The sequence below is a fragment of the Streptomyces zaomyceticus genome (assembly GCF_014656215.1).
In the GTDB taxonomy this organism is placed as follows: Bacteria; Actinomycetota; Actinomycetes; order Streptomycetales; family Streptomycetaceae; genus Streptomyces; species Streptomyces zaomyceticus.
On record NZ_BNBZ01000034.1, the window covers coordinates 14,616 to 39,777 of the forward strand.

General features: G+C 71.1%; 21 protein-coding genes, 1 tRNA gene and 1 riboswitch. Of the genes, 15 read left to right on the forward strand and 7 right to left on the reverse strand.

The window, feature by feature from the left end:
• Window positions 1–19 precede the first annotated feature (19 nt).
• On the forward strand, window positions 20–985 hold the full coding sequence (locus IE311_RS30730; RefSeq protein WP_189835123.1) for a nucleoside triphosphate pyrophosphohydrolase: 966 nt from the start codon (window positions 20–22) through the stop codon (window positions 983–985).
• A gap of 16 nt (window positions 986–1,001) precedes the next feature.
• Here IE311_RS30730 and IE311_RS30735 read toward each other — a convergent pair whose 3' ends face one another.
• Complete coding sequence (locus tag IE311_RS30735; RefSeq protein WP_189835124.1) at window positions 1,002–2,201, reverse strand: globin domain-containing protein; 1,200 nt, start codon at window positions 2,199–2,201, stop codon at window positions 1,002–1,004.
• Between the two features lie 98 nt (window positions 2,202–2,299).
• Here IE311_RS30735 and IE311_RS30740 point away from each other — a divergent pair, with 98 nt between their 5' ends.
• The 9 genes from IE311_RS30740 (at window position 2,300) to IE311_RS30780 (ending at window position 13,103) form a co-directional block, all read left to right on the forward strand.
• The gene (locus IE311_RS30740) at window positions 2,300–3,655 is read left to right on the forward strand and encodes a cytochrome P450 family protein (protein WP_189835125.1); all 1,356 of its coding nucleotides are present in this window, start codon (window positions 2,300–2,302) and stop codon (window positions 3,653–3,655) included.
• A 129-nt stretch (window positions 3,656–3,784) separates the two neighbouring features.
• Entirely contained in the window at window positions 3,785–4,858 is a 1,074-nt protein-coding gene (locus IE311_RS30745) for a LysM peptidoglycan-binding domain-containing protein (RefSeq protein WP_189835126.1), read from the forward strand.
• A 258-nt stretch (window positions 4,859–5,116) separates the two neighbouring features.
• Window positions 5,117–5,291, forward strand: a riboswitch (cyclic di-AMP (ydaO/yuaA leader).
• A gap of 3 nt (window positions 5,292–5,294) precedes the next feature.
• The gene (locus tag IE311_RS30750; RefSeq protein ID WP_189835127.1) at window positions 5,295–5,999 is read left to right on the forward strand and encodes a LysM peptidoglycan-binding domain-containing protein; all 705 of its coding nucleotides are present in this window, start codon (window positions 5,295–5,297) and stop codon (window positions 5,997–5,999) included.
• A 480-nt stretch (window positions 6,000–6,479) separates the two neighbouring features.
• The gene (gene eno / locus IE311_RS30755) at window positions 6,480–7,766 is read left to right on the forward strand and encodes a phosphopyruvate hydratase (protein WP_189835128.1); all 1,287 of its coding nucleotides are present in this window, start codon (window positions 6,480–6,482) and stop codon (window positions 7,764–7,766) included.
• 90 nt (window positions 7,767–7,856) lie between these two features.
• Window positions 7,857–8,327: an FtsB family cell division protein gene (locus IE311_RS30760; protein ID WP_189835129.1), complete on the forward strand. Its 471-nt coding sequence runs from the start codon at window positions 7,857–7,859 to the stop codon at window positions 8,325–8,327.
• A 40-nt stretch (window positions 8,328–8,367) separates the two neighbouring features.
• On the forward strand, window positions 8,368–8,913 hold the full coding sequence (locus IE311_RS30765) for a DUF501 domain-containing protein (RefSeq protein WP_189835130.1): 546 nt from the start codon (window positions 8,368–8,370) through the stop codon (window positions 8,911–8,913).
• Entirely contained in the window at window positions 8,910–9,824 is a 915-nt protein-coding gene (locus IE311_RS30770; protein WP_189835131.1) for a Ppx/GppA phosphatase family protein, read from the forward strand. Before IE311_RS30765 ends, IE311_RS30770 begins: the two co-directional genes overlap by 4 nt.
• Window positions 9,825–10,193: 369 nt before the next feature.
• A complete protein-coding gene (locus tag IE311_RS30775) occupies window positions 10,194–11,573 on the forward strand; it encodes an NAD(P)/FAD-dependent oxidoreductase (protein WP_189835132.1) in 1,380 nt (459 codons plus the stop codon).
• A 210-nt stretch (window positions 11,574–11,783) separates the two neighbouring features.
• Window positions 11,784–13,103, forward strand: a complete 1,320-nt coding sequence (locus tag IE311_RS30780; RefSeq protein ID WP_189835133.1) for an SAM-dependent methyltransferase — start codon at window positions 11,784–11,786, stop codon at window positions 13,101–13,103.
• A 61-nt stretch (window positions 13,104–13,164) separates the two neighbouring features.
• Here the strand turns inward: IE311_RS30780 and IE311_RS30785 are convergent, their stop codons facing one another.
• Entirely contained in the window at window positions 13,165–15,696 is a 2,532-nt protein-coding gene (locus IE311_RS30785) for an ABC transporter permease (RefSeq protein ID WP_189835134.1), read from the reverse strand.
• 54 nt (window positions 15,697–15,750) lie between these two features.
• Window positions 15,751–16,521: an ABC transporter ATP-binding protein gene (locus IE311_RS30790; protein ID WP_189835135.1), complete on the reverse strand. Its 771-nt coding sequence runs from the start codon at window positions 16,519–16,521 to the stop codon at window positions 15,751–15,753.
• A gap of 374 nt (window positions 16,522–16,895) precedes the next feature.
• Between IE311_RS30790 and IE311_RS30795 the strand changes: the two genes are divergently transcribed.
• A tRNA-Leu gene (locus IE311_RS30795) sits at window positions 16,896–16,980 on the forward strand.
• Window positions 16,981–17,188: 208 nt separating this feature from the next.
• Window positions 17,189–18,091 (forward strand): Bax inhibitor-1/YccA family protein, encoded by a 903-nt coding sequence (locus IE311_RS30800; protein ID WP_055599391.1) that lies wholly within the window; start codon window positions 17,189–17,191, stop codon window positions 18,089–18,091.
• 102 nt (window positions 18,092–18,193) lie between these two features.
• On the opposite strand, the gene IE311_RS30805 is transcribed toward IE311_RS30800, so the two are convergent.
• A complete protein-coding gene (locus tag IE311_RS30805) occupies window positions 18,194–18,424 on the reverse strand; it encodes a DUF4287 domain-containing protein (RefSeq protein ID WP_189835136.1) in 231 nt (76 codons plus the stop codon).
• Between the two features lie 109 nt (window positions 18,425–18,533).
• Here IE311_RS30805 and IE311_RS30810 point away from each other — a divergent pair, with 109 nt between their 5' ends.
• Entirely contained in the window at window positions 18,534–18,863 is a 330-nt protein-coding gene (locus IE311_RS30810; RefSeq protein ID WP_189835137.1) for a hypothetical protein, read from the forward strand.
• Between the two features lie 74 nt (window positions 18,864–18,937).
• On the opposite strand, the gene IE311_RS30815 is transcribed toward IE311_RS30810, so the two are convergent.
• The 3 genes from IE311_RS30815 to IE311_RS30825 all read right to left on the reverse strand — a co-directional run bounded on the left by IE311_RS30815 (window position 18,938) and on the right by IE311_RS30825 (window position 22,400).
• Window positions 18,938–19,771, reverse strand: coding sequence for a hypothetical protein (locus tag IE311_RS30815; protein WP_189835173.1), 834 nt, complete (start codon window positions 19,769–19,771; stop codon window positions 18,938–18,940).
• A gap of 234 nt (window positions 19,772–20,005) precedes the next feature.
• Window positions 20,006–21,226 (reverse strand): acetyl-CoA C-acetyltransferase, encoded by a 1,221-nt coding sequence (locus IE311_RS30820; protein WP_141299469.1) that lies wholly within the window; start codon window positions 21,224–21,226, stop codon window positions 20,006–20,008.
• A 112-nt stretch (window positions 21,227–21,338) separates the two neighbouring features.
• The gene (locus IE311_RS30825; protein WP_189835138.1) at window positions 21,339–22,400 is read right to left on the reverse strand and encodes an SGNH/GDSL hydrolase family protein; all 1,062 of its coding nucleotides are present in this window, start codon (window positions 22,398–22,400) and stop codon (window positions 21,339–21,341) included.
• Window positions 22,401–22,521: 121 nt separating this feature from the next.
• Here IE311_RS30825 and IE311_RS30830 point away from each other — a divergent pair, with 121 nt between their 5' ends.
• Together IE311_RS30830 and IE311_RS30835 are read left to right on the forward strand one after the other, a co-directional pair.
• Window positions 22,522–23,913: a cystathionine beta-synthase gene (locus IE311_RS30830; RefSeq protein ID WP_189835139.1), complete on the forward strand. Its 1,392-nt coding sequence runs from the start codon at window positions 22,522–22,524 to the stop codon at window positions 23,911–23,913.
• Window positions 23,914–24,309: 396 nt separating this feature from the next.
• Window positions 24,310–25,155, forward strand: a complete 846-nt coding sequence (locus tag IE311_RS30835) for a MurR/RpiR family transcriptional regulator (protein WP_189835140.1) — start codon at window positions 24,310–24,312, stop codon at window positions 25,153–25,155.
• Window positions 25,156–25,162: the final 7 nt, after the last annotated feature.

Sequence of the window (25,162 nt, forward strand, 5' to 3'; positions counted from 1 at the left end):
GGCGGAGTAAGTTCAAGGGGTGACTTCTGAGAGCCCCGGCCGCATCGTTCTGCTCACCGCCAGCCACCGTGTGGCGCCCGGACTGCTGTCCTGGCCCGCCTGGCAGGCGCTGCGCTCGGCGGACCGGGTGCTCTGCCCCGACGAGCACCACCCCCAGCTGCCGTACCTGCGGGAGGCCGGGGTCGCCGTCGAGCTGCTCCGGCCCACCGCCGAGGAACTCGTCGAGGCCTGCGCCGGAGGCCGGACCGTGCTGCTGCTGCCCTCCGGCGAGGGCGACCGGGCGCTGACCGACGGGCTCGCCCGGCTCGCCGGCTCGGGCCGCTTCTCGATGCCCGACCTGGAGCTGCTGCCCGGCTCGTACGACCTGCCCGGAGCCCGGCTCCTCGACCTCGTGCAGATCATGGACCGCATCCGGCGCGAATGCCCGTGGTCCTCGAAGCAGACGCACGAGGCGCTGGTGAAGTACGGCGTCGAGGAGGCGTACGAACTCGTCGAGGCGATCGAGGACGGCGACCGGGAGGCGCTGCGCGAGGAGCTCGGGGACGTCCTCCTCCAGGTCGTCTTCCACGCCCGGATCGCCGAGGAGGACCCGGAGGAGCCGTTCTCCGTGGACGACGTCGCGGGGACGCTGGCCGAGAAGCTGATCCACCGCCACCCGCACGTCTTCGGCGACGACACCGCCGAGACCCCGGAAGAGGTCAAGGCGCACTGGCTGCGGACCAAGGCGGTGGAGAAGCAGCGCGAGTCCGTCACCGACGGCGTGCCGCTCGGACAGCCGGGACTCGCGCTCGCCGCGAAGCTCGGCGGCCGGGTGCGGACGGCGGGTCTCGACGTGACCCTGCCGGCGGGGGAGGACATCGGGTACGAGCTGCTCGCCCTCGCGGTACGGGCGGAGGCGGCGGGCATCGACCCCGAGGCGGCCCTGCGCGCGGCGGCCCGGACCTACCGGGACGCGATCCGTGCGGCGGAGGGTGTCCCGGCCTGATCGGCGCGGGGACCGGCTACCGCTCGCGCGGGACCCGGTCTCCCGGGTTGTGCCAGAGCGGCGGGGGCGGGCCCAGGAGGCGTTCGGCCGCGGTGTGGGGGCGGACGGAGAAGCGGCCCACGGGCGGCAGGATGTCGTGGTGGACGCGGGCCGGATCGGTGCCGAGCTCCACGAGCACCTCGGCGACCTCGGTCAGGAAGCCGGGCGGTCCGGCGAGGTAGACGTCGTGCGAGGCCCAGTGGACGCAGGCCCGCAGCGACTGGAGGAGCCGCTCGGTCGCCTGGTCCTTGCGGTGTCCGGGCGCGGAGGTGATGTAGGTGACGCTGAGCCCACCGAGACGTTCCTTCAGCTCCTCGGCGTCCCGCCGCCCGTACAGGTACTCCTTGGCGCGCGCCACGACGAACAGCCGGCCCTTCAGCTCCGGCTCGGTCTCCGCCGCCTCCGCGAGCAGGGCCCGCACCGGCGCCCAGCCCGTACCCGCGCATATATAGGTACGGAGTCCGCCCGGCTCCGGGCGCGCGCCGAGGGCGCCGCCGGGGGAGCTGAGCCGCAGCGTCTCGCCCGGACCCGTCTCGTCGACGAGCGCCGTGCTCATCGCGCCGCCCGGGATCCGGCTCACATGGAGTTCGACGGTGCCGTCGGGGCGGGGGGCGTCCGCGAGGGAGTAGGTGCGCCAGACGCGCGGGACGCGCAGCGAGCTGACGCTGACGTACTGCCCGGGGCGGAAGGGGAACGGCTGCCGGGGCCGCAGGGTGAGGACGGCGAGATCGTCCCCGTACCTCTCGTGCCGGACCACGTCCGCGTCCCACCAGGCGGGCTCCCCGGCCCCGGCGGCCTCCTCGGCCCCCGCCAGCATGAGGTCGGCGACATGTCCGTACGCCTCGGTCCAGGCCTTCTCGGCCTCCAGCGTCCAGGCGGCCCCGGCGGCGTGGGCGAAGGCGGCGAGCAGGCTCGCCCCGACGGCGGCGTAGAGCGCGGGGGAGGCGAGGAACTTGCGGTGGTCGCGGCCGAGCCGGCCCAGGTACTCCGTGAGCCGCGGGTCCTCCAGATGGGTCACCACATGGGTGAGCGCGGCGAAGAGCCGGTCCCGCTGGGGCCGCATGTCCTCGGGGAACAGCTCGCGCATGGCGGGGTTGTTCCAGAAAAGATGCGAGTAGAAGAAGGTGACGGCGTGTTCGGCCCGTCTTTCGACGACCGCGAACGTGCTTCTGAGCATCTGAGGATCCACCGACAAGAATCTAGGGCACCGCCCCCCTCCGTGATCACAGGATCTCCACACAACTCGCCTTCCGGGTCGCCCTGTACGGTCGGGGGGTGAGCACCGCCCCCGGCACCTGCCCCGCCTCCGAGCCCGCCTCCGGACCCGCTTCCGGACCCGCCTCCGAACCCACCTCCGAGGTTCCTCCGGGCACCGGTTCCGGCCCCTCTCCCGAGTCCGCTCCCGAGCTCTTCACCTGGGAGTTCGCGAGTGATCCGTACCCCGCGTACGCCTGGCTCCGGGAGCACGCGCCCGTCCACCGGACGACGCTGCCCAGCGGGGTCGAGGCCTGGCTCGTGACGCGGTACGCGGACGCCAGGCAAGCGCTTGCCGACCAGCGGCTCTCCAAGAACCCGGCGCACCACGACGAGTCCCCGCACGCCAAGGGCAAGACGGGCATTCCGGGCGAGCGCAAGGCCGAGCTGATGACGCATCTGCTCAACATCGACCCGCCGGACCACACCCGGCTGCGCCGGCTCGTCTCGAAGGCCTTCACCCCGCGCCGGGTTGCCGAGTTCGCCCCGCGCGTGCAGGAGCTGACCGACCGGCTCATCGACTCCTTCGTGGAGAAGGGGAGCGCGGACCTCATCCACGAGTTCGCCTTCCCGCTGCCCATCTACGCCATCTGCGACCTGCTCGGCGTGCCCGAGGAGGACCAGGACGACTTCCGCGACTGGGCCGGGATGATGATCCGGCACGGCGGCGGACCGCGTGGCGGGGTCGCGCGGTCGGTCAAGAAGATGCGCGGCTATCTCGCCGAGCTGATCCACCGCAAGCGCGAGGAGCCCGGAGACGACCTGATCTCGGGGCTGATCAAGGCCTCCGACCACGGCGAGTACCTCACCGAGAACGAGGCCGCGGCGATGGCCTTCATCCTTCTCTTCGCGGGCTTCGAGACCACCGTCAACCTCATCGGCAACGGGATGTACCAGCTGCTGCGCCACCCCGGGCAGCGCGAGCGGCTCCAGGGCTCGATCGCGGCGGGGGAGACCGGGCTCCTGGAGACCGGTATCGAGGAGCTGCTGCGGTACGACGGGCCCGTGGAGATGGCCACCTGGCGGTACGCGACCGAGTCGCTCGTCATCGGCGGTCAGGAGGTCCCGGCCGGGGACCCGGTGCTCGTGGTGCTCGCCGCCGCCGACCGGGACCCGGAGCGGTTCGACGGGCCGGACACCCTCGATCTCGCCCGGCGCGACAACCAGCATCTCGGGTACGGGCACGGCATCCACTACTGCCTGGGCGCGCCGCTCGCGCGCCTGGAGGGACAGACCGCGCTGGCCACTCTGCTGACTCGCCTGCCGGACCTGCGACTTGCCGCCGATCCGGCCGAACTGCGGTGGCGCGGAGGGCTCATCATGCGTGGATTGCGCACGCTTCCGGTGGAGTTCACACCTTCCGTACGGCTCTTTTGAGGCTCCCTTGAGCTGACGAGCCATCAGAAATGTGATCTTCGCGTGATCGTGGGTCCATCGACTTGTGATGAGTGTTCGAATGCGGCTACGTTTCGCCGCAGTCTCAGCCGTCACGCGAAAGGCGCTCCTATGCGTTCCGGGAACGGACGACACCGTCGCCCCCGTCAGGCCCCCGCCATCGTCGTCGCCGCGGGCGTGACCGGATCCGCCATGGCGCTGCCTCTGCTCGCCACCGGATCCGCGTCCGCCGCCGACGCAGCCACTTGGGACCGCGTCGCCGAGTGCGAGTCCGGCGGTCAGTGGAGCGCCAACTTCGGCAACGGCATGTACGGCGGTCTCCAGTTCACCCAGGACAGCTGGGAGCGCAACGGCGGCCTTGCCTACGCCCCCAGCCCCGACCTGGCGAGCCGCGCCCAGCAGATCGCGGTGGCCGAGAAGGCCCTTGCCAAGGGCAGCACCGAGTGGGCCACCTGCGCGCCGATCGCCGGCCTGGCGAACGACGGGAAGTCCACCGGGGTGGACCCCGGCCCGACCTCCGTTCCCACGACCCCCGCGACCGCGGTCCCCGAGTCGAGCTGGAACACGGGCGTCTCCGAGGCCTCCAAGGGCCCCAAGAGCCCCGCGAGCCCCACCGAGGCCGCGCAGAAGGCCACGGGGCCGGTCTCGCCGACCGCGCCCGCCACGCCCGTCTCGCCGACCGCACCCGTCTCGCCGACGGCCCCGGTGAGCCCCACCGCGCCGACGAACCCGTCCGACTCGCTCGACCCGTCGGCGCCGACCACCCCGACCACGCCCGATACGTCCCTTACGCCCGGTACGCCGGAAGGTGACGCGACGTCGGCCACGCCCGGCACCGGCAAGCACCGGGGTGACGCAGCTCCGGAGGAATCCGGCAAGACGGACAGCTCTACCGAATCCGGTAGACATGCCTCGGGCAAGGGCAAGCTCGCGGAAACCCCCGACGTCACGCCGGTGGCTGACGAGGCGAAGAATTCGGACGCAACGGACAGTCAGGGCAACTCGGGCCCCTACACCGTGCAGCCGGGCGACAGCCTGTCCGACATTGCACAGCAGAACGAACTCCCCGGCGGCTGGACCGCGCTCTACGACGCCAACCGCCAGACCGTCGGAGTCGACCCGGACCTCATCCTCCCTGGTCAGAGCCTCGACCTGACGGACGGTTCGCTCACGAAGGCCGAGTGATTCGGGATTGAATGTCCGGTTATGGGCAAGTGAGACATGGGTCTCTTCGCCCCAACTGGCGTGTCACGTCCGCAAACTTTGCTTCCGTCACCTCTCACCTGCACAAACACACCCCGCCGGAAGGCAAGTAGGGGCGAAATTTCCGCAATACGCCTCTTTGAACTTCCGGTGGGTCTGTGTCTACGGTCATCACCGCTCGCCACCGCGGGCCCCGTCGACCGAAACGCCGAATCCTGCCGTCGGCCGATGGGAACAGTCGTCGCGCAAGCGCCGAAGGCAGGAGTGGGGGACCCAAGGTAAGTGCCGGTTCCGGCCGTTGAGACAGACGGCCGACGATCGGCTTGGGGTGAAGCCGCGTGCTAGGACACGCGGCCGGGCAACTCTTCCGGCCCGAACCCGACAGCTCACCTCACAGGCGTCGGTGAGGAGAATCTCCATGCTGTTTTCCGGTAAGGGCAAACACCGCCGTCCCTCCAAGGCCACCCAGGTCGTCACGCTCGTCGGCGTCACCGGTGTCGCCGTGGCCGCCCCGCTGATGACCGCGGGCACCGCCTCGGCCGCCACGGCCTCCGAGTGGGACCGCGTCGCCCAGTGCGAGTCCGGCGGCAACTGGTCGATCAACACGGGCAACGGCTACTACGGCGGCCTGCAGTTCTCGGCCTCCACCTGGGCCGCGTACGGCGGCACCGCCTACGCCGCGACCGCCAACCAGGCGTCGAAGTCCCAGCAGATCGCCATCGCCGAGAAGGTCCTCGCGGGCCAGGGCAAGGGCGCCTGGCCGTCCTGTGGCGTGGGCCTCTCCGGCGCCTCCTACGACGGCGGCGCCGCCGAGAGCGCGCCGAAGCCGAGCGCCCCCGAGCGGAAGGCCGAGCAGCCGACCACCCGCAGCGAGCAGCGCCAGGCCCCGAAGAAGGCCGAGCAGGCGCCCAAGGTCGCCGCCAAGAAGACCGTCACCACCCCCACGGGCAAGACGGTGAAGAAGGGTGACGGCGAGTACAAGGTCGTCGCCGGCGACACCCTCGGCAAGATCGCCCAGGCGCACGGCGTCAAGGGCGGCTGGGCCAAGCTCTTCGAGCTGAACAAGGGCGTCGTCGAGGACGCCGACCTCATCTACCCGGGCCAGCAGCTTCACCTGAAGTGAGCCCGGCGGTTCGCGTGAGTCCGGCGGCTCCCGCGATCCCTCCGACCCTCCCGCGGTGACCACCCCGACCCGGCGCGCCCTTCCCCCGTGCGCGCCGGGCCGGGGTTCCCCGTTTCCGGGGGCGGGCTCCGCCCCTCCGCGCCGGGCGGCCTTCGTCCATCCGCGTCGGGCGGCCTTCGTCCATCCGCGTCGGGAGGCCTTCGTCCATCCGCGTCGGGAGGCCTCCGTCCACCCGCGCCGGGCGGCCTCCGTCCACCCGCGCCGGGCGGGCCCCGGCCCCCGTTTCGGGAGGACTCCGTGGTTACCGTCCAGTAGATCTGGGGTCCTTCGTCCCCAGATGCGTGCCCTTGGGTCCTTTTTCGTCCCAGGGGGCGGGCGCCCGGCTGGCCGGAGCCCCCGCGCCGGTTAGGCTCTTGTCGCAAGGCCGATCGACCCTGCACCGGCCATGCGTCACATCCAGCGTCACATCCCAAAAAGGAGATGCTCGTGCCGTCCATCGACGTCGTCGTAGCCCGGGAAATCCTGGACTCCCGAGGCAACCCCACGGTCGAGGTCGAGGTCGGCCTCGACGACGGCAGCACCGGTCGTGCTGCTGTTCCGTCCGGCGCCTCCACCGGTGCGTTCGAGGCCATCGAGCTTCGCGACGGTGACCCCAACCGCTACCTGGGCAAGGGTGTCGAGAAGGCCGTCCTCGCCGTCATCGAGCAGATCGGCCCGGAGCTCGTCGGTTACGACGCCACCGAGCAGCGCCTGATCGACCAGGCGATGTTCGACCTGGACGCCACCGAGAACAAGGGCTCGCTCGGCGCCAACGCCATCCTCGGCGTCTCGCTCGCCGTGGCCCACGCCGCCTCCGAGGCCTCGGACCTGCCGCTCTTCCGCTACCTCGGCGGCCCGAACGCGCACCTGCTGCCCGTTCCGATGATGAACATCCTCAACGGCGGGTCGCACGCCGACTCCAACGTGGACATCCAGGAGTTCATGATCGCCCCGATCGGCGCGGAGTCCTTCTCCGAGGCCCTTCGCTGGGGTGCGGAGATCTACCACACGCTCAAGGGCGTGCTGAAGCGCAAGGGCCTCTCCACCGGCCTCGGCGACGAGGGCGGCTTCGCCCCGAACCTGGAGTCGAACCGCGCCGCCCTGGACCTCATCGTCGAGGCCATCAAGGAGGCCGGCTACACCCCGGGCAGCGACGTGGCGCTCGCGCTCGACGTCGCCGCGTCCGAGTTCTACAAGGACGGCAAGTACGAGTTCGAGGGCAAGTCCCGCTCGGCGGCCGAGATGACCGAGTACTACGAGGAGCTCGTCTCCGCGTACCCGATGGTCTCCATCGAGGACCCGCTGTTCGAGGACGACTGGGCGGGCTGGAAGGTCCTCACCGACAAGCTGGGCGCCAAGGTCCAGATCGTCGGCGACGACCTCTTCGTCACCAACCCGGAGCGTCTGGCCCGCGGCATCGAGGAGGGCACCGCGAACGCCCTCCTGGTCAAGGTCAACCAGATCGGCTCGCTGACCGAGACCCTCGACGCCGTCGAGCTCGCCCAGCGCAACGGCTTCAAGTGCATGATGTCCCACCGCTCCGGCGAGACCGAGGACGTCACCATCGCCGACCTCGCCGTCGCCGTGAACTGCGGTCAGATCAAGACCGGCGCCCCGGCCCGCTCGGACCGCGTCGCCAAGTACAACCAGCTGCTGCGCATCGAGGAGATCCTCGACGACGCCGCGGTCTACGCCGGCCGCAGCGCCTTCCCGCGCTTCAAGGGCTGACAGCGTCGCACCCGGTAGTTCCGTCCGTCCCCGCACTCGGTCCCGTACCGTGTGCGGGGACGTCCGCGTGAACAGGGGAGGCGACACGACATGGCCGCGAAGGACCGGGACCGGTTCTCCACCGCGACCCGGATCAGACTGCTCGGCGAGCAGACCGCCGCCCGTGTCTACCGCTCCCAGACCCGCCGCCAGGCCCGCCGCTCCCGGCTCACCGGCCGCGCGGCCTTCCTCGCCCTGGTCGTCTGCTCCCTCGTCGTGGCGCTCGCCTACCCCATGCGGAGCTATGTCTCCCAGCAGGGCGAGATCGCCGAGCAGGAGCGCAAGGCCACCGAGGCCGCCCGGCGGGTCGAGGAACTGAAGGACGAGAAGGCCCGGCTCCAGGACCCGGCCTACGTCCGCCGCCTCGCCCGAGAGCACCTCCACTACGTGCTGCCCGGCGAGACCGGCTTCACCGTGAACGACCCCGACGCGGAGCAACGGCACCGCGGCGACCAGGGTGCGGCGGACCGCCCCTGGTACGACAACCTCTGGGACGGCGTCGACCACGCCGACCGCCCCTGACCCGGCCTCCTGGTGGCCCCGACACACGATCAAGGCAGACATGGAAACGTCCCCTCCGCAGACCGCACGCACCGAGCCCACCGAGACGGACATCGCCGCCTTCGAGCTGCAGCTCGGCCGGCCGCCCCGCGGCCTGCGCGCCATCGCGCACCGCTGCCCGTGCGGGCAGCCGGACGTCGTCGAGACCGCACCCCGGCTCCCCGACGGCACGCCGTTCCCGACCACGTACTACCTGACCTGCCCCCGGGCGGCCTCGGCCATCGGCACCCTGGAGGCCAACGGTGTCATGAAGGAGATGCAGGCCCGGCTCGCCACCGACCCGGAGCTCGCCGCCGCCTACCGGGCCGCGCACGAGGACTACATCGCCCGCCGTGACGCGATCGAGGTCCTGGAGGGCTTCCCGAGCGCCGGCGGCATGCCGGACCGGGTGAAGTGCCTGCACGTCCTCGTCGGCCACTCGCTGGTCGCGGGCCCGGGTGTGAACCCGTTCGGCGACGAGGCGCTCGCGATGCTGCCGGAGTGGTGGGCGAAGGGCGCCTGTGTCACCCCGTGCGCGGACAAGGAAGAGAAGGAGTCCGCGGAATGACCCGGGTCGCCGGAATCGACTGCGGCACGAACTCCATCCGGCTCCTCGTCGCCGATGTGCACCCCGAGACGGGCGAGCTCGTCGAGCTGGACCGGCGGATGACGATCGTCCGGCTCGGGCAGGGCGTCGACAGCACGGGCCGGCTCGCCCCCGAGGCCCTGGAGCGGACCTTCGCCGCCTGCCGCGCGTACGCCGAGGTGATCGAGGAGCTGGGTGCCGAGAAGCTCCGCTTCGTCGCCACCTCCGCCTCCCGCGACGCCGAGAACCGGGAGGAGTTCGTGAACGGGGTCGTGGAGATCCTCGGCGTCGAGCCCGAGGTCATCACCGGCGACCAGGAGGCCGCGTTCTCCTTCACCGGCGCCACCGGCGAGCTGCACGGCACCGAGACCCGTCTCGTCGTGGACATCGGCGGCGGCTCCACCGAGTTCGTCACCGGCAACAAGGACGTCGAGGCCGCCCGTTCCGTGGACATCGGCTGCGTCCGGCTCACCGAGCGGCACGTCCGGCACGACCCGCCGACCGCCGAGGAGGCCGACGCGATCCGCGCCGACGTCCGGGCCGCGCTCGACCTGGCCGCCGAGACCGTGCCGATCGACACCGCGGAGACCCTCGTCGGGCTCGCCGGCTCGGTCACCACGGTCGCCGCGATGGCCCTCGGGCTCCCCGAGTACGACTCCGAGAAGATCCACCACGCCCGGATCTCCGCCGCCCAGGTCGCCGAGGTGACCGAGCGGCTGCTCGCCTCCACCCACGCCGAGCGGGCCGCGATACCCGTCATCCACCCCGGCCGGGTCGATGTGATCATCGCCGGGGCGCTCGTCCTGCGCGAGATCGTGGAGCGGGTCGGAGCCCACGAGGTCGTCGTCAGCGAGCACGACATCCTCGATGGGATCGCCCTATCCGTGGCATAGCGGGCAGCTATCGAGCCTCCTGACGACGTGCCGTCGGGAAAGTTCGTGAAGTTCTTCACAAGGAAAAGGGCCCTGGTGGCGCTCGAAGGGGGTCTTTAGGCCCTTCGGGGGGTGCCCCGGGGCCCTTTCGCAGGCGCGGAGGCCGATTCGCTCGATGTTTCCATCGTGTGAACGGGCACTCCGGTTCGGGGTTAACGGAGGCTCTCCGGGCCAGTTCACAAGGGGTGAACAACGTTCGCCCCCGCACCCCGGTTCCTTTGCAGCACCATGACATGGATCACGTGGGCGGCGGAGTGTAGCAGAGGTGCCCGGAGACCTTGTGAAGGGGCGCACGAGCACCCCCCTCGGGAGGGGTGGATACTCGATCTCATGAGCACCACGGAGCGTCCCAGGATCCTCGTAGTAGGCGGCGGGTACGTAGGCCTGTACGCAGCTCGGCGCATCCTCAAGAAGATGCGCTACGCGGAGGCGACCGTCACGGTCGTCGACCCGCGGTCGTACATGACCTACCAGCCCTTCCTCCCCGAAGCCGCCGCCGGCAGCATCTCGCCGCGCCACGTCGTCGTCCCGCTGCGACGCGTCGTGCGCGGAGCCGAGGTGCTCACCGGCCGGGTCACCACCATCGACCAGGACCGCAAGGTCGCCACGATCGCGCCGCTCGTCGGCGAGGCGTACGAGCTGCCCTTCGACTTCCTCGTCATCGCGATGGGCGCCGTCTCCCGGACCTTCCCGATCCCCGGCCTCGCCGAGCAGGGCATCGGCATGAAGGGCATCGAGGAGGCCATCGGCCTGCGCAACCACGTCCTCGAGCAGCTCGACAAGGCCGACTCGACCACCGACGAGGAGGTCCGCCGCAAGGCGCTGACCTTCGTCTTCGTGGGCGGCGGCTTCGCCGGCGCGGAGACCATCGGCGAGGTCGAGGACCTGGCCCGTGACGCCGCGAAGTACTACCAGAACGTGTCGCGCGAGGACATGCGCTTCGTCCTGGTCGACGCGGCCGACAAGATCCTTCCCGAGGTCGGCCCCAAGCTCGGCCAGTACGGCAAGGAGCACCTGGAGAGCCGCGGGATCGAGATCTACCTCGAGACCTCCATGGACTCCTGCGTCGACGGCCACGTCGTGCTGAAGAACGGCCTCGAGGTCGACTCCAACACGATCGTGTGGACCGCCGGCGTGAAGCCGAACCCGGCGCTCTCCCGCTTCGGTCTGCCGCTCGGCCCCCGCGGCCACGTGGACTGCAACGAGAAGCTCCAGATCAACGGCCTCGACTACGCCTGGGCCGCGGGCGACAACGCCCAGGTCCCGGACATGGTCGGCCGCAAGGCGGGCAACCCGAACGCCTGGTGCCCGCCGAACGCCCAGCACGCGCTGCGCCAGGCCAAGGTCCTCGGCGACAACGTGGTGGCCGGGATGCGCGGCTTCCCGCAGAAGGAGTACAGCCACGCCAACAAGGGCGCCGTGGCCGGCCTCGGTCTGCACAAGGGCGTCGCGATGATCGTCATGGGCAAGGTGAAGATCAAGCTCAAGGGCCGTCTCGCCTGGTACATGCACCGTGGCTACCACGGCATGGCGATGCCGACCTGGAACCGCAAGATCCGCGTCTTCGCCGACTGGACCCTCGCGATGTTCCTCAAGCGCGAGGTCGTCTCCCTGGGTGCCATGGAGACGCCGCGCGAGGAGTTCTACGAGGCGGCCAAGCCCGCCCCCGCGCCGGCCGCCCCGGCGCAGGAGAAGGCCAAGGCCTCCTAAGCAGCACCCGCAGTACCCGCAGTACCCGCAGCACCCGTAGTACCCGCAGTACACGCAAGGCCGTAAAAGGGCCGTCCGCCATCCGTGGTGCGGACGGCCCTTCGCGTGTTTTGCCGACTTGTTGCGCTGTGGTGGGACTGGAAACGCCTACGGACGGTGTTCCCTTGGTGACGAGCATTTCTGGGGCACGAGATCACGGAGGTGTGCACCATGGCCGACGCCGCGTCGCGGCTGACGACACTCGCCGAGGAACTCCTCGGCGGACCGCTCCCGGTCCGACTGCGAGCCTGGGACGGCAGTGAGGCCGCGCCCCCCGGCGTGAGCAGTTCGGGCCCCGTCCTGGTCGTCCGCGACCGCCGCGCCCTGCGGAGGATGATCTGGAAGCCCGGCGAACTGGGCCTGGCCCGCGCCTGGGTGGCCGGGGAACTCGATGTCGAGGGAGACCTGTACGAGCTCCTGGACGCGATCTCGGGCCTGCTCTGGGAGCGCGGGGAGGACACCAGGAGCCTGCTGGAGTCCGCGCGCGACCCCAGGCTCCGCGCCGCCGCGGCCGCCCTGCTGCGGATCGCCGGCCCGCTGCCGCCCCCGCAGCCGCCGGCCGAGGAGATGCGCGGCCGCGGCGGCGGCCGGCACACCCGGCGCCGCGACAAACGGGCGATCAGTCACCACTACGACGTGGGCAACGACTTCTACGAGCTGGTCCTCGGCCCCTCGATGGTCTACTCGTGCGCGTACTGGGCCTCCGGGGGACCCGAGGCCACCCTGGAGGACGCCCAGCGCGACAAGCTGGACCTCATCGCCCGCAAACTGAACCTCCGGGAGGGCGACCGGCTCCTCGACGTCGGCTGCGGATGGGGCTCCATGGCCCTCCACGCCGCCCGTGAGTACGGAGCCAGGGTCGTCGGCATCACCCTCTCCCGCGAGCAGGCCGCGTACGCCCGCAAGCGGATCGCCGAGGAGGGCCTGACCGACCGGGTCGAGATCCGCGTCCAGGACTACCGGGACGTCACGGACGGCCCGTACGACGCGATCTCCTCCATCGGCATGGCCGAGCACGTCGGCGCCGTCCGGTACCGGGAGTACGCCGACATCCTGTACGGGCTCCTCAAGCCCGGCGGACGGCTCCTCAACCACCAGATCTCCCGGCGTCCCGAGCCCGACGAGGAGGCCTACGAGGTGGACGCCTTCATCGACGCGTACGTCTTCCCCGACGGCGAACTCGCCCCCATGGGCCGCACCCTGAGCACCCTGGAGGACGCCGGCTTCGAGGTCAGGGACGTCGAGGCGATCCGCGAGCACTACGCCCTCACCCTGCGCCGCTGGGTCGCCAACCTGGAGCGGGACTGGGACCGGGCCGTACGGCTCGTCTCGCCCGGCAGGGCCAGGATCTGGCGGCTCTACATGGCGGCCTCCGCGGTCTCCTTCGAGCGCAACCGGATCGGCGTGAACCAGTTCCTCGCCGTGAAGACCCCGGTGTCGGGCAGGAGCGGCACGGCGCTGCGGCCGCGGGTCTGGAACGAGAAGGCCTGACGTACGCCGAAGGGCCGGGCCCCGTGGTGGGGGACCGGCCCTTCGGCGGACGACCGCTGTGCTACTCGGTCTTGATGGCGGCGAGCATGTTCAGCTTCGCCGCGCTCCGGGCCGGCCACAGGGAGGCGAGGACGCCGACCAGGGCGGCCAGGACCAGGAAGACCCCGATCCGGTCCCAGGGCAGGACCAGGGCGTAGCCCGGCAGGCTGTTCTTGAAGGTCTCGCCGATCGCCCAGCCGAGGAAGGATCCGAGGCCGATGCCGACGACCGCGCCGAACACCGAGATGACCACGGCCTCCAGACGGACCATCCGCTTCACCCGGCGCCGGTCGAGGCCGATCGCCCGCAGCATGCCGATCTCCTGCTGACGCTCGAAGACGGACATCGCCAGGGTGTTGACCACACCGAGGACCGCGATCACCAGGGCCATCGCGAGCAGACCGTAGACGATGTTCAGGAGCATGTTGATCTGGCCGCCGAAGAGGTCACGGATGTCCTTCTGGTCCATCACCGTGATCGCCGGGTTGTCACCCATGGCCTTCGACAGGGCCTTCTCGTGGGCCGCGCTCGGGCCGCCCTCCGTCGAGACGAAGATCTGCTGGATGCCCGCCTGGTCGTCGTGCGCGCTGACCAGCTCGGTGTCGATCAGGACCGGCGAGACGAACTCGCTGCCCTTGTAGACCGCGCCGACGGTCAGCTTGCCCTTCTGCTTGTCGAGCCACTCGACGGGGACGGTGTCGCCGACCTTCAGGCCGCGCTTGGCGGCGGTCTTGTCGTCGACGGCGATCCTGCCCTGGTTGAGGGAGGCCATCGAGCCGCTCACGACGTCGAGCTTGAGGACCTTCTCGATGTCGCCGGGGGTGACGCCGGAGGCCGAGACGAACGAGCCCTTGAGCTCGAAGGCGCCGTTCTGCTGCGGGGAGACCGCTGTGACGCCCGGGGTCTTCTCCAGGGCCGTCAGGGCCTCCTTGCTGAGGGCGGTGCCGCTGGCCATGGAGACCATGTAGTCGGCCTTGATCTGGTCCGTCGTCATCTTGTCCAGGGCCGCGCCGACCGTGGCGCCGAGCACCGAGAGGCCGGTGACCAGGGTCAGGCCGATGGCGAGCGCGGAGGCCGTGGCGCCGGTGCGGCGCGGGTTGCGGACCGCGTTCAGTCCGGCGAGCTTGCCGGAGACCCCGAAGACCTTCACGAAGAACGGGCGGATCACGGCGATCACGGGCCGGGACAGGAACGGGATCAGCACGATCACACCGATGAGGGTGAGGAACGCGCCGCCCGCGATGAGCATGCGGCCGTCGTCGCCGCCCTGGCCGGCGCCGAGCACGATGAGCACGGCACCGAGGGCGGTGATCGCGGCACCGATGGAGTTCCGTACGACGAGCGACTTGGTGCTCTGGGTGGCGTGGACGCTGCTCATGGCGGCGACCGGCGGGATCTTCGCGGCGCGGCGGCCGGGCAGCCAGGCGGCGAGCATCGTGATCAGCACACCGACGGTGAAGGCGATGAGGACCGGGGTGCCTTCGAGGACGAGGTCGCCGGCCGGGATCTTCAGGTCGAAGGCGTTCATGGCCGACCGGAGTCCGACCGCCAGGCCGATGCCGAGCACGTAGCCGACCGCCGAGGCGAGCAGGCCGACCAGACCGGCCTCGGCGAGGACGGAGCGGGTGATCTGCTTGCGCGAGGCGCCGACGGCGCGCATCAGCGCCAGTTCCTTGGTGCGCTGCGCGACCAGCATGGTGAAGGTGTTGGAGATCAGGAAGATGCCGACGAAGAGCGCGATGCCGGCGAAGCCGAGCAGGACCTGGTTGAGCGCGCCGAGGCCCGCCTCGATGTCCTTGGCCTGCTGCTCGGCGAGGTCGGCGCCGGTCTGGGCGGTGGCGGCCTTCGGGACGACCTTGAGGACCTCGTCGCGGAGCTTGTCCGCGTCGGCGCCGGGGGTGGCGGTGACGGTCAGGTTCTGGAAGTAGCCGGGCTTCAGGTAGAGCTTCTGCGCGACGGAGGTGTCGAAGACGACCAGGCTGCCGCCGGCGTTGACGGCGCCGTCCTCGGTGGTGAAGACGCCGGAGAGCTCGTACTCCTTCACCGGGGCGTTGGTGGCGACGCGGACGGTGTCGCCGACCTTGTAGCCGCCCTTGTCCGCGGTGTCCTTGTCGAGCGCGATCTGCCCGGCCGAGGCCGGGCCGTTGCCGGCGGTGAAGGTGTACGCGCGGTCCTTGCCGTCCTTGCCGGGGGCGAAGTTGGTGCCCTTGTTGGACCAGCCGACGCCGATGAGCTTGCCGTCCTTGTCGGGGACGCCGGCGAAGCCGTCGACGCGGGGGCCGACGGAGGCGACCCCGTCGAGCTTCGCGACCTTGTCCACGACCTGCTGGGAGAGGCCGGGGGTCTTCCGGGCCTCCTCGGCGGACGGGTACATCTCGACGGCGACGGCGACGTCGTCGTAGCTCTTCGCCGACTGGCCGCGGAAGGCGTTGGAGAGGGTGTCGGTGAAGACGAGGGTGCCGGAGACGAAGGCCACGCCGAGCATCACGGCGAGGACGGTCATCAGCAGTCTCGCCTTGTGCGCGAGCACGTTGCGCAGGGCGGTACGGAACATGGGTGTGTCCTGGAGGAGGAGGGACGGCGGGAGGGGCGGGGCTGCGCTACGGCGTCAGCTCGTACGGCCCTTGGCGTCGAAGGCCTTCATGCGGTCGAGCACGCCGTCCGCCGTCGGGTGCAGCATCTCGTCGACGACCCGGCCGTCGGCGAGGAAGATCACGCGGTCCGCGTAGGAGGCGGCGACCGGGTCGTGGGTGACCATGACGACGGTCTGGCCGAGCTCGCGGACCGAGTTGCGGAGGAAGCCGAGGACCTCGGCGCCGGAGCGGGAGTCCAGGTTTCCGGTGGGCTCGTCGCCGAAGATGATCTCGGGGCGGGAGGCCAGGGCGCGGGCCACGGCCACGCGCTGCTGCTGGCCGCCGGAGAGCTCGGTGGGGCGGTGGCTGAGCCGGGCGGAGAGCCCGAGCATGTCGATGACCTGCTGGACCCACTGCTTGTCGGCCTTGCGGCCGGCGATGTCCATGGGGAGCGTGATGTTCTCCAGGGCCGTCAGGGTCGGCAGCAGGTTGAAGGCCTGGAAGATGAAGCCGATCTTGTCCCGTCGCAGCTGGGTGAGCTGCTTGTCCTTCAGGGTGGAGAGCTCGGTCTCGCCGATCCGCACGGAGCCGGAGGAGAAGGAGTCCAGGCCGGCGACGCAGTGCATGAGCGTCGACTTGCCGGAGCCGGAGGGGCCCATGATCGCGGTGAACTCGCCCTGGCGGAAGTCGACGCTGACGTGGTCGAGCGCGACCACCTGGGTCTCGCCCTGGCCGTAGACCTTGGAGAGGTCGGTGGCGCGGGCTGCCACCGCGGTGGTGCGGGACACGGTGGGGGTGGTGGTCACGGGGGACTCCTGTCACTGCGGGGCTTCTGTGGGAACCCCTCCATCGTGTCGAGCGTTATGGCTCGGGTCGTCCGCCCACATGCCCGTTCCCGGGGCAGTCTCGAGTCGGACCGGGGGTCCCGACTCTCCTCCTGAGGTATGACGGCGCCCCCGAGAGACGGCTTCACGCCGACGTGACAGAAGTGCGGCGACTTTTCGTCATTCCAGGGGGTGCGGCTTTGCGCCTGCGACCCCTGTCACAGTTCGGCGAAACGGCTCCGACCTGCACTGACACACCCTCAGGCGTCAATAAAATAAGACAACATCGGAGCGGTGTTCCGCTGAACGAGGGAAGCGTCCGGATAGGCTCATGTGCCAACGCGGAGCTTCGCGACGCCCGGATGGTGGAATGCAGACACGGCGAGCTTAAACCTCGCTGGCCTTCGGGCCGTACCGGTTCGAGTCCGGTTCCGGGCACCACCGGGCCCCAGGTGTGACGCCTGCGGCCCGGCGAAGCCCTCCGGTCCCCTCGCGCCCCTTCCCCGCCGGCGTCACCGACGGGCGGGTGGGCTGCGAAGATCGAAAACTTACGGGAAAAGATCCTCCCCGAGCACTAGAGAGTTTCTTTTGCCTACGCATTACTCTTGACGCGAGGCCGCGCACATGCGGCACGCCATGGAGGAGTGAGATGAGGAGCAGCAACCCGGTCTTCTCGCGACGGGGGTTCAGCCGCGACAACGGCACCGCGGGCTTCAACGGCCAGCAGCCGCAGGCCGGGGGCCCCGCCGTTGGAACCAACCCGTACGCCACCGGCAACCCGTATGCCGAGGGTGCGACGAACCCGTACGCCACCAACCCGTACGCCCCGCAGGACACGCAGCTCGGCGCCCCGCAGCAGGCCCGCGGCAATGTGATGACCATCGACGACGTCGTGAGCCGTACGGCCATGACGCTCGGCACGGTCGTGCTCACCGCCGTCCTGTCCTGGCTGCTGCTGCCGGTCGACCCCGCCAACCTGGGCAAGTCCTACGGCATCGCCATCGGCGCCGCCCTGGTCGCCCTGGTGCTGTCGCTCGTGCAGTCCTTCAAGCGCAAGCCCTCGCCGGCGCTGATCCTCGGCTACGCGGCCTTCGAGGGTGTCTTCCTCGGAGTGATCTCGGCCGCCGTCTCGACGTACATCGCCGACGGTGTGGTCATCCAGGCGGTCCTGGGCACGATGGCGGTCTTCGCCGGTGTCCTGATCGCCTACAAGATGGGCTGGATCCGGGTCAACCGCCGCTTCTACGGCTTCGTGATGGCCGCCGCGATGGGCTTCATGCTCCTCATGGTGACCAACCTGCTGTTCGCGGTGTTCGCCGGCGGTGACGGCCTCGGCTTCCGCAGCGGTGGCCTCGGCATCCTCTTCGGTGTCATCGGCATCATCCTGGGCGCCTGCTTCCTCGCCCTCGACTTCAAGCAGGTCGAGGACGGCGTCACCTACGGTGCGCCGCGCGAGGAGGCCTGGCTGGCCGCCTTCGGTCTCACCATGACCCTGGTGTGGATCTACCTGGAGATGCTGCGTCTGCTGTCGATCCTGCAGGGCGACGACTGACGCGTCACGACTCGGGGGAGGGGCCCGTCCGGCATCACGCCGGGCGGGCCCTTCCGCGTTCCGGGACCTTCCGGGGCCGCGCGACCCGTCCGCGGTCCGGGCTCAGAGGAGTCTCCGGGCCGCCCGCCGCAGGTCGTACTCGTGCAGGATCGCCTTCGCGTGGCCGTACGCCAGGTCGTGCGCCCCGCGGAGCCAGCTGACCCGCTCCTCGAAGCGGAGGAGGGAGGGCCCCTCCTCGACGGTGCGCATCCAGTCGGCGATCTCACGACCGGTGCGGCGCGGGATCCGGGCCAGCATGTTGCGATGGGTCTCTTCGGAGAAAATCTGGGACATCGGCGCCTCCGGACGCGTCGTACCGTGTGCTCCTCGTACTCCTTCACGTCACCGTGCCGAAGCCTTCGCCCGTTGGCAAGGGGCCGGGGACGGCGCGTAGGGTCACGGGGTGCGCGATACGAGTGAACTGACCGCCGCCGTCGAACGCCTCGCCGACCGGCTGCGGGCCGCCCCGCAGAGCCGCCTCCAGCGCGGTGCGGCGGCCGAGGGGCTCGCCCTCGCCCGCGAGCTCGCGGTGCGCGCGCAGCGCGCCGAGGAGCCGGGCAGGGAGCCGAGGACCATGCCGGACGCGGGAGTCTTCACCGTGGCCGACCAGCTGGTCGTCGCCGGGAACGATCTGGCCGAGATCCTGCGAACGGCCCCGGCCGACTCCCGTGAGGGGGAGCTGGCGGAGGCCGTGGAACTGGTACGGAGGGCGACGGAGCGCTCGGGGCTCTAGGCTCCGGCCCGCGAGGGGCGCCGGAGCGGCCCCGTCGGTGCCCGGGGCACGGCCCCGGGAGCGCCGGCGTGGGCTTACAGGGACGCGATGACGCGGTCCGCGAGGATGTAGACGTTCTCCTCGTCCGACTCGCCGTACGAGAAGGTGAGGGCGAAGGCGCCCGAGACGCCCGAGCCGCCGAGCAGCACCGGCGTACGGCCCGCGCGCAGGGCCTCGGCGAGGCGCTCCGCGGTCTCGCGGTGCCCCGGGGTCATACAGAGGGTCGTGCCGTCCGCGAAGACGTACACGTCGAGCGTGCCGAGCGGGCCCGGGCGCACGTCCGTCAGCGCCGTGCGGGTGTCCGCCAGCTCCTCCAGACGGGCCACCGTCCGCTCGTGGTCGGTGACGACGGGGGTCTGCACCGGCACGAAGTCCGGGTGCGAGGGGTGCCGGCGGCGGGCCGCGGCCAGCTCGGCCGAGTCCTCCGGGTACTCCTCGAGCGCGTCGAAGGCGTCCAGCGGGTCGGAACCGTCGAGCGCCGCCGCCTCCGCCTCCATGGCCTCCAGGGCCATCGCCTCCAGGCCCACGAAGTCGGCCTGGCGCGGGACGAAGAAGGTGCCGTCGTCGACCGGGCCGCCGAGACCGCCGAGCAGGGACGGGGCGTCGGCCGCGTCCCGGGCCTCCTGCGCGGCCCAGAAGGCGCGCGCCTCGGCGAGCTCGCGCTCGCGCTCCTCGGCCAGCGCGTCCGCGACCGCGGCCCGTATCTCGGCGGCGGGCGTGGCGCGGGCGGCGGGGACCGTCACGCCGTGTCCGGCCGCCAGCTCGCTCCGCAGGGCGGAGACCTGCTTGCGGAGACCGTGGACTGCGTGCAGGGCGGCAGCGCCCACGGCCGTGGCAGCGGCCGTGGTCAGCAGCAGGGCAAGAGGCATGGCGCTCACTGACGTACTCCCGATTCCGAGTCGATCCCCCGACTTCCTACATCAGCTTGTCCTGAGGTGGGGCCCGCTGTCAGTGCATTACGTCACGAATTGGACAGGTATTTCTGCCAGGCGTTTAGTCCCGAAACCACTCTGACCTGCGAAAACGAACTCCCCCGGGACGTAGGTCACATCCTGGGGGAGATTCGGTCACGGCTCGGACGCGGTGGGGTTAGCCCCGGTAGGTCAGCTCAGCCGCTCGATGACCATGGCCATGCCCTGGCCGCCGCCGACGCACATGGTCTCCAGGCCGAACTGCTTGTCGTGGAACTGGAGGCTGTTGATCAGCGTGCCGGTGATCCGGGCGCCGGTCATGCCGAAGGGGTGGCCGACGGCGATGGCGCCACCGTTGACGTTCACCTTGTCCAGGTCCAGGCCGAGCTCCTGGTAGGACGGGATCACCTGGGCGGCGAAGGCCTCGTTGAGCTCCGCCAGGTCGATGTCGCCGATGGTCAGGCCGGCGCGCTTCAGGGCCTGCTTCGACGCCTCGACCGGGCCGAGACCCATGATCTCGGGGGAGAGGCCGGAGACGCCGGTGGAGACGATGCGGGCGAGCGGGGTCAGGCCGAGCTCGCGGGCCTTCGTGTCCGACATGATGACGAGCGCGGCGGCGCCGTCGTTCAGCGGGCAGCAGTTGGCGGCGGTGACCAGGCCGTCGGGGCGGAAGACCGGCTTGAGGCCCTGCACGCCCTCCAGGGTGACGCCGGCGCGCGGGCCGTCGTCCGTGGAGACGACGGTGCCGTCCGGCAGCGTCACCGGGGTGATCTCGCGCTCCCAGAAGCCGTTCTTGATGGCCTGCTCGGCGAGGTTCTGCGACCGTACGCCGAACTCGTCCATCTCCTGGCGGCTGATGCCCTTCAGGCGGGCCAGGTTCTCGGCGGTCTGGCCCATGGCGATGTACGCGTCGGGGACGATGCCGTCCTCGCGCGGGTCGTGCCACGTGGAGCCCTCGGAGGCGGCGACCTCGGCGGTACGGGCCTCGGCCTCGGCGAAGAACGGGTTGTGGGTGTCGGGCAGCGAGTCCGAGTTGCCGCGGACGAAGCTGGACACCATCTCGACACCGGCCGAGATGAAGACGTCGCCCTCGCCCGCCTTGATCGCGTGCAGCGCCATCCGGGAGGTCTGCAGCGAGGAGGAGCAGTAGCGGGTGATCGTGCAGCCCGGCAGGTGGTCCATGCCCATCCGCACGGACACGATCCGGCCCAGGTTGTTGCCCTGCTCGCCGCCGGGCAGGCCACAGCCCAGCATCAGGTCGTCGATGTCGCGCGGGTCCAGCTCCGGCACCTTCGCCAGGGCGGCCTGGACGATGGTCGCGGTGAGGTCGTCCGCCCGCAGGTCCTTGAGGGAGCCCTTGAAGGCCCGGCCGATGGGCGAGCGGGCGGTCGAGACGATCACGGCTTCGGGCATCACGGCTCCATGAGGGTGCGGAGTGGGCGGACAGAAAGGGAAGTTACCCGTACGTACCGCACGGGGTCACCGGCCTGGGCATGTGATGCGGACCTCTTTTCTAAGCGAGCGCTCAGTTGGTGGAGGTGGAGGTCTCCGCGGCGCCCTCCCCCCGGGCCTGTGCGGACCCGTCCGCCGAGCCCTCGGCGGACCCTTCCGCGGCCTCTTCCGCGGACACCGGCAGCCGCCTCCTGCGGCGGTGCTTGAGCAGGGCCCACGGCGCCCGGGCGCCCGTCACCTCGGTGCCCGCCTCCTTCGCCGCCTCGGCCGCGGCCTTCGCGACCGGCAGCATGTTCTCCCGCCGCGCCGGTTCGAGCCGGTCGGTCTCCGGCCACACGCCGAGCACCGCGCAGAGCGTCGGCAGGACGGCCATCGCCGCCGTCGCGTACCCCTCCGCCGACGGGTGGAAGTTGTCCACCCCGAACATCTCGCGCGGGTTCGCCGCGAACTCGGGGCCCAGGAGGTCGCCGAGCGAGACCGTCCGCCCGCCCTGCTCGATCACCACGATCGTCTGCGCCGCCGCGAGCTGCCGGGAGGCCCGCCGGGCCAGCCAGCGCAGCGGCTGGTAGACCGGCTCGATCGTCCCCAGGTCCGGACAGGTCCCGACGACCACCTCCGCGCCGGCCGTACGCAGCCGCCGTACCGCCGACGCCAGGAGCCGTACCGACTCGGTCGGCGGCAGCCGGTGCGTCACGTCGTTCGCGCCGATCATGATCACGCAGACGTCCGGCGGCCCGAGGGGCTGGGCGAGCAGCAGCGACACCTGGCGCTCCAGGTCGTCCGAGCGCGCTCCGGAGAGTGCCACGTTCCGCAGGACCACCGGCCGCTCCGCGACCGCCGCGAGCCCCGAGGCGAGCAGCGCGCCCGGCGTCTGCCCCGAGCGGCGCACCCCCTGGCCCGCCGCCGTGGAATCACCCAGAAGGGCCAGCCGCAGCGGCTCGTCGGGGCCGAACGCGCGCCCGTAGAGACCGTCCGCGCCCGGTGGCAGCGGGGCCGCCCAGCCACCGACCGTCCGCTTCGCGATCTGCATCTCGGCCAGCAGGACGCCCACCGCGGCCACCCCGAGCAGCCCGATGCTCCCGCCGCCGTAGGCCGCGCCCGCCGCGATCCGGCGCGCCACCCTCGCCCTCGACATGAGGCCGTCACCTCCTTCGAGCCGTAGAGGCCCTTCAAGCCGTTCAGGGTCTAACTGCCCCGTAACCCGCTCCGACTACGCATACGCTGGCCACACCATTACGGAGACCCCGGAGATTACGGTGCAATTCCACGACTCGATGATCAGCCTCGTCGGCAACACCCCGCTGGTGAAGCTCAACAACGTCACAGCGGGTATTCAGGCGACCGTCCTGGCCAAGGTCGAGTACTTCAACCCCGGAGGGTCGGTCAAGGACCGGATCGCCCTGCGGATGATCGAGGCGGCCGAGCAGAGCGGTGAGCTCAAGCCGGGCGGCACCATCGTCGAGCCCACGTCCGGCAACACCGGCGTCGGCCTGGCGATCGTGGCCCAGACGAAGGGCTACAAGTGCATCTTCGTCTGCCCGGACAAGGTGTCCCTCGACAAGATCAACGTGCTGCGGGCGTACGGCGCCGAGGTCGTCGTCTGCCCGACCGCGGTCGACCCGGAGCACCCGGACTCGTACTACAACGTCTCGGACCGCCTCGTCCGTGAGACGCCCGGCGCCTGGAAGCCCGACCAGTACTCCAACCCGAACAACCCGCGTTCCCACTACGAGACCACCGGTCCCGAGCTCTGGGAGCAGACGGAGGGGAAGATCACCCACTTCGTCGCGGGCGTCGGCACCGGCGGCACCATCTCCGGCACCGGCAACTACCTCAAGGAGGCCAGTGGCGGCTCCGTGAAGGTCATCGGCGCCGACCCCGAGGGCTCCGTCTACTCGGGCGGCTCCGGCCGGCCGTACCTGGTCGAGGGCGTCGGCGAGGACTTCTGGCCGACCGCGTACGACCGGAACGTCACGGACCGGATCGTCGCCGTGTCCGACAAGGACTCGTTCCAGATGACCCGCCGCCTGGCCAAGGAGGAGGGTCTCCTCGTCGGCGGCTCCTGCGGCATGGCCGTCGTGGCCGCCCTGGAGGTCGCCAAGGAGCTCGGCCCCGACGACGTCGTCGTCGTGCTGCTGCCGGACTCGGGCCGCGGCTACATGTCGAAGATCTTCAGCGACGAGTGGATGGCCGACTACGGCTTCCTGGAGGACACCTCCACGGCCACCGTCGCCGACGTCCTGCGCCACAAGGAGGGCGGCACCATGCCTTCCCTCGTCCACATGCACCCGGACGAGACCGTCGGCCAGGCCATCGAGGTGCTCCGCGAGTACGGCGTCTCCCAGATGCCCATCGTGAAGCCCGGCGCCGGCCACCCCGACGTGATGGCCGCCGAGGTCGTCGGCTCGGTCGTCGAGCGCGAGCTCCTCGACGCGCTCTTCAAGCAGCGCGCCTCCCTGGAGGACCCGCTGGAGCGCCACATGAGCGCGCCGCTGCCGCAGGTCGGCTCCGGCGAGCCCGTCGCCGACCTGATGTCCGTCCTCGGCGAGGCCGCCGACGCGGCGATCGTCCTGGTCGAGGGCAAGCCGACCGGCGTCGTGAGCCGCCAGGACCTGCTGGCCTTCCTGGCCAACGGCGGCGCGAAGTAGGACCCGGAGGGTGCTCGCGGGGGCGCTCGCGGACTCGTTCGCACAATCGGTACGAGCGCGACACGTACCCGCAGCACCCGCTTAACACGCGTCCGGCACATTGGTGGTTGTCGGCGTCACGGACTTCCGGAGCGGCTCCCGGACCCCTGACGACGCCACGGACGCGGAGACCGGCCCTGACCCGGGCCCGTGTCCCTCGCGGGGACCGCCGTCGTCCCGCCCCCCGGTTCGGGGGTGCGGCGGTCCCCGCGCACACTCTCCCCGCGGGCGGGCCCCCTCGGCGGCCCGCCTCTCGCGGGTTTCTCCCGTCGACGCTCCCCTTCTCTCCCGAACACCCTGCTGCATATCCTTATGCAGAGTCCATCACGGGTGAATAGACGAGAGGGGTCGGGCGGCATGACCGACAGCACGGCCGGCCGACTGCAGGCGCTCTTCGAGGGGCACCGGCTGACGCCGACACAGCGCCGGATCGCCCACTGCATGGTGCGGCGCGCCGGTGACGTGCCGTTCCTCTCCAGCGTCGAGCTCGCCGAGCTCGCCGGGGTCAGCCAGCCCTCCGTCACCCGCTTCGCCGTCGCCCTCGGCTTCGACGGCTACCCGGCGCTCCGCCGCCATCTGCGCGAGGTCGCGCCCCCCGAGCCCGACGCGGGCGGGGGCGGGGGCGAGACGCTCAACGAGTACCAGCAGGCCGTGCTCGCCGAGATCGAGAACCTCCGGCACCTGGCCGGGCTGCTCGCCGACCCCACGCCCGTCGAGCGGGCCGGCCGGCTGCTCGCCGGCTCCCGCCCGCTGCCCGTCCTCGGGCTGCGGGCCGCCTCTTCGCAGGCCCGCGGCTTCGCCTACTTCGCCGCCAAGGTGCACCCCGACGTCCGGCTCCTCGACGAGGCCGGCTCGATGCTCACGGACCGCGTCGACGCGGCCGTCCGGGCGGGGGCGACCGCCCTGCTGTGCTTCGCGCTGCCCCGGCACCCGCGGGAGGTCGTCGAGGCCCTGGAGTACGCGCGGGCGGCCGGTCTCACGGTCGTGACCGTCGCCGAGTCGGCCTTCGCGCCCGTTGCCGCGCACAGTGATCTGCTCATCCCGGCCGCCGTCGGCACCGGGCTCGCCTTCGACACCGCCTGTGCGCCGATGATGCTCGGCCGGGTCCTCCTGGAGGCCATGGCGGACGAACTCCCGGACGCGCAGGCGCGCCTGGAGGAGTTCGACACGAAGGCGGCGGCGCGGGGCCTGTTCGTCGAGTAGGCGGGTG

Bases quoted from the DNA above. Each gene is read 5' to 3' on its own strand.
- IE311_RS30835 (WP_189835140.1), top strand. From the start codon at position 24,310: ATGACCGACAGCACGGCCGGCCGACTGCAGGCGCTCTTCGAGGGGCAC.
- IE311_RS30735 (WP_189835124.1), bottom strand. From the start codon at position 2,201: ATGCTCAGAAGCACGTTCGCGGTCGTCGAAAGACGGGCCGAACACGCC.
- IE311_RS30745 (WP_189835126.1), top strand. From the start codon at position 3,785: ATGCGTTCCGGGAACGGACGACACCGTCGCCCCCGTCAGGCCCCCGCC.
- IE311_RS30765 (WP_189835130.1), top strand. From the start codon at position 8,368: ATGGAAACGTCCCCTCCGCAGACCGCACGCACCGAGCCCACCGAGACG.
- IE311_RS30805 (WP_189835136.1), bottom strand. From the start codon at position 18,424: ATGTCCCAGATTTTCTCCGAAGAGACCCATCGCAACATGCTGGCCCGG.
- IE311_RS30760 (WP_189835129.1), top strand. From the start codon at position 7,857: ATGGCCGCGAAGGACCGGGACCGGTTCTCCACCGCGACCCGGATCAGA.
- eno (WP_189835128.1), top strand. From the start codon at position 6,480: ATGCTCGTGCCGTCCATCGACGTCGTCGTAGCCCGGGAAATCCTGGAC.
- IE311_RS30775 (WP_189835132.1), top strand. From the start codon at position 10,194: ATGAGCACCACGGAGCGTCCCAGGATCCTCGTAGTAGGCGGCGGGTAC.
- IE311_RS30800 (WP_055599391.1), top strand. From the start codon at position 17,189: ATGAGGAGCAGCAACCCGGTCTTCTCGCGACGGGGGTTCAGCCGCGAC.
- IE311_RS30750 (WP_189835127.1), top strand. From the start codon at position 5,295: ATGCTGTTTTCCGGTAAGGGCAAACACCGCCGTCCCTCCAAGGCCACC.
- IE311_RS30815 (WP_189835173.1), bottom strand. From the start codon at position 19,771: ATGCCTCTTGCCCTGCTGCTGACCACGGCCGCTGCCACGGCCGTGGGC.
- IE311_RS30780 (WP_189835133.1), top strand. From the start codon at position 11,784: ATGGCCGACGCCGCGTCGCGGCTGACGACACTCGCCGAGGAACTCCTC.
- IE311_RS30770 (WP_189835131.1), top strand. From the start codon at position 8,910: ATGACCCGGGTCGCCGGAATCGACTGCGGCACGAACTCCATCCGGCTC.
- IE311_RS30820 (WP_141299469.1), bottom strand. From the start codon at position 21,226: ATGCCCGAAGCCGTGATCGTCTCGACCGCCCGCTCGCCCATCGGCCGG.
- IE311_RS30785 (WP_189835134.1), bottom strand. From the start codon at position 15,696: ATGTTCCGTACCGCCCTGCGCAACGTGCTCGCGCACAAGGCGAGACTG.
- IE311_RS30825 (WP_189835138.1), bottom strand. From the start codon at position 22,400: ATGTCGAGGGCGAGGGTGGCGCGCCGGATCGCGGCGGGCGCGGCCTAC.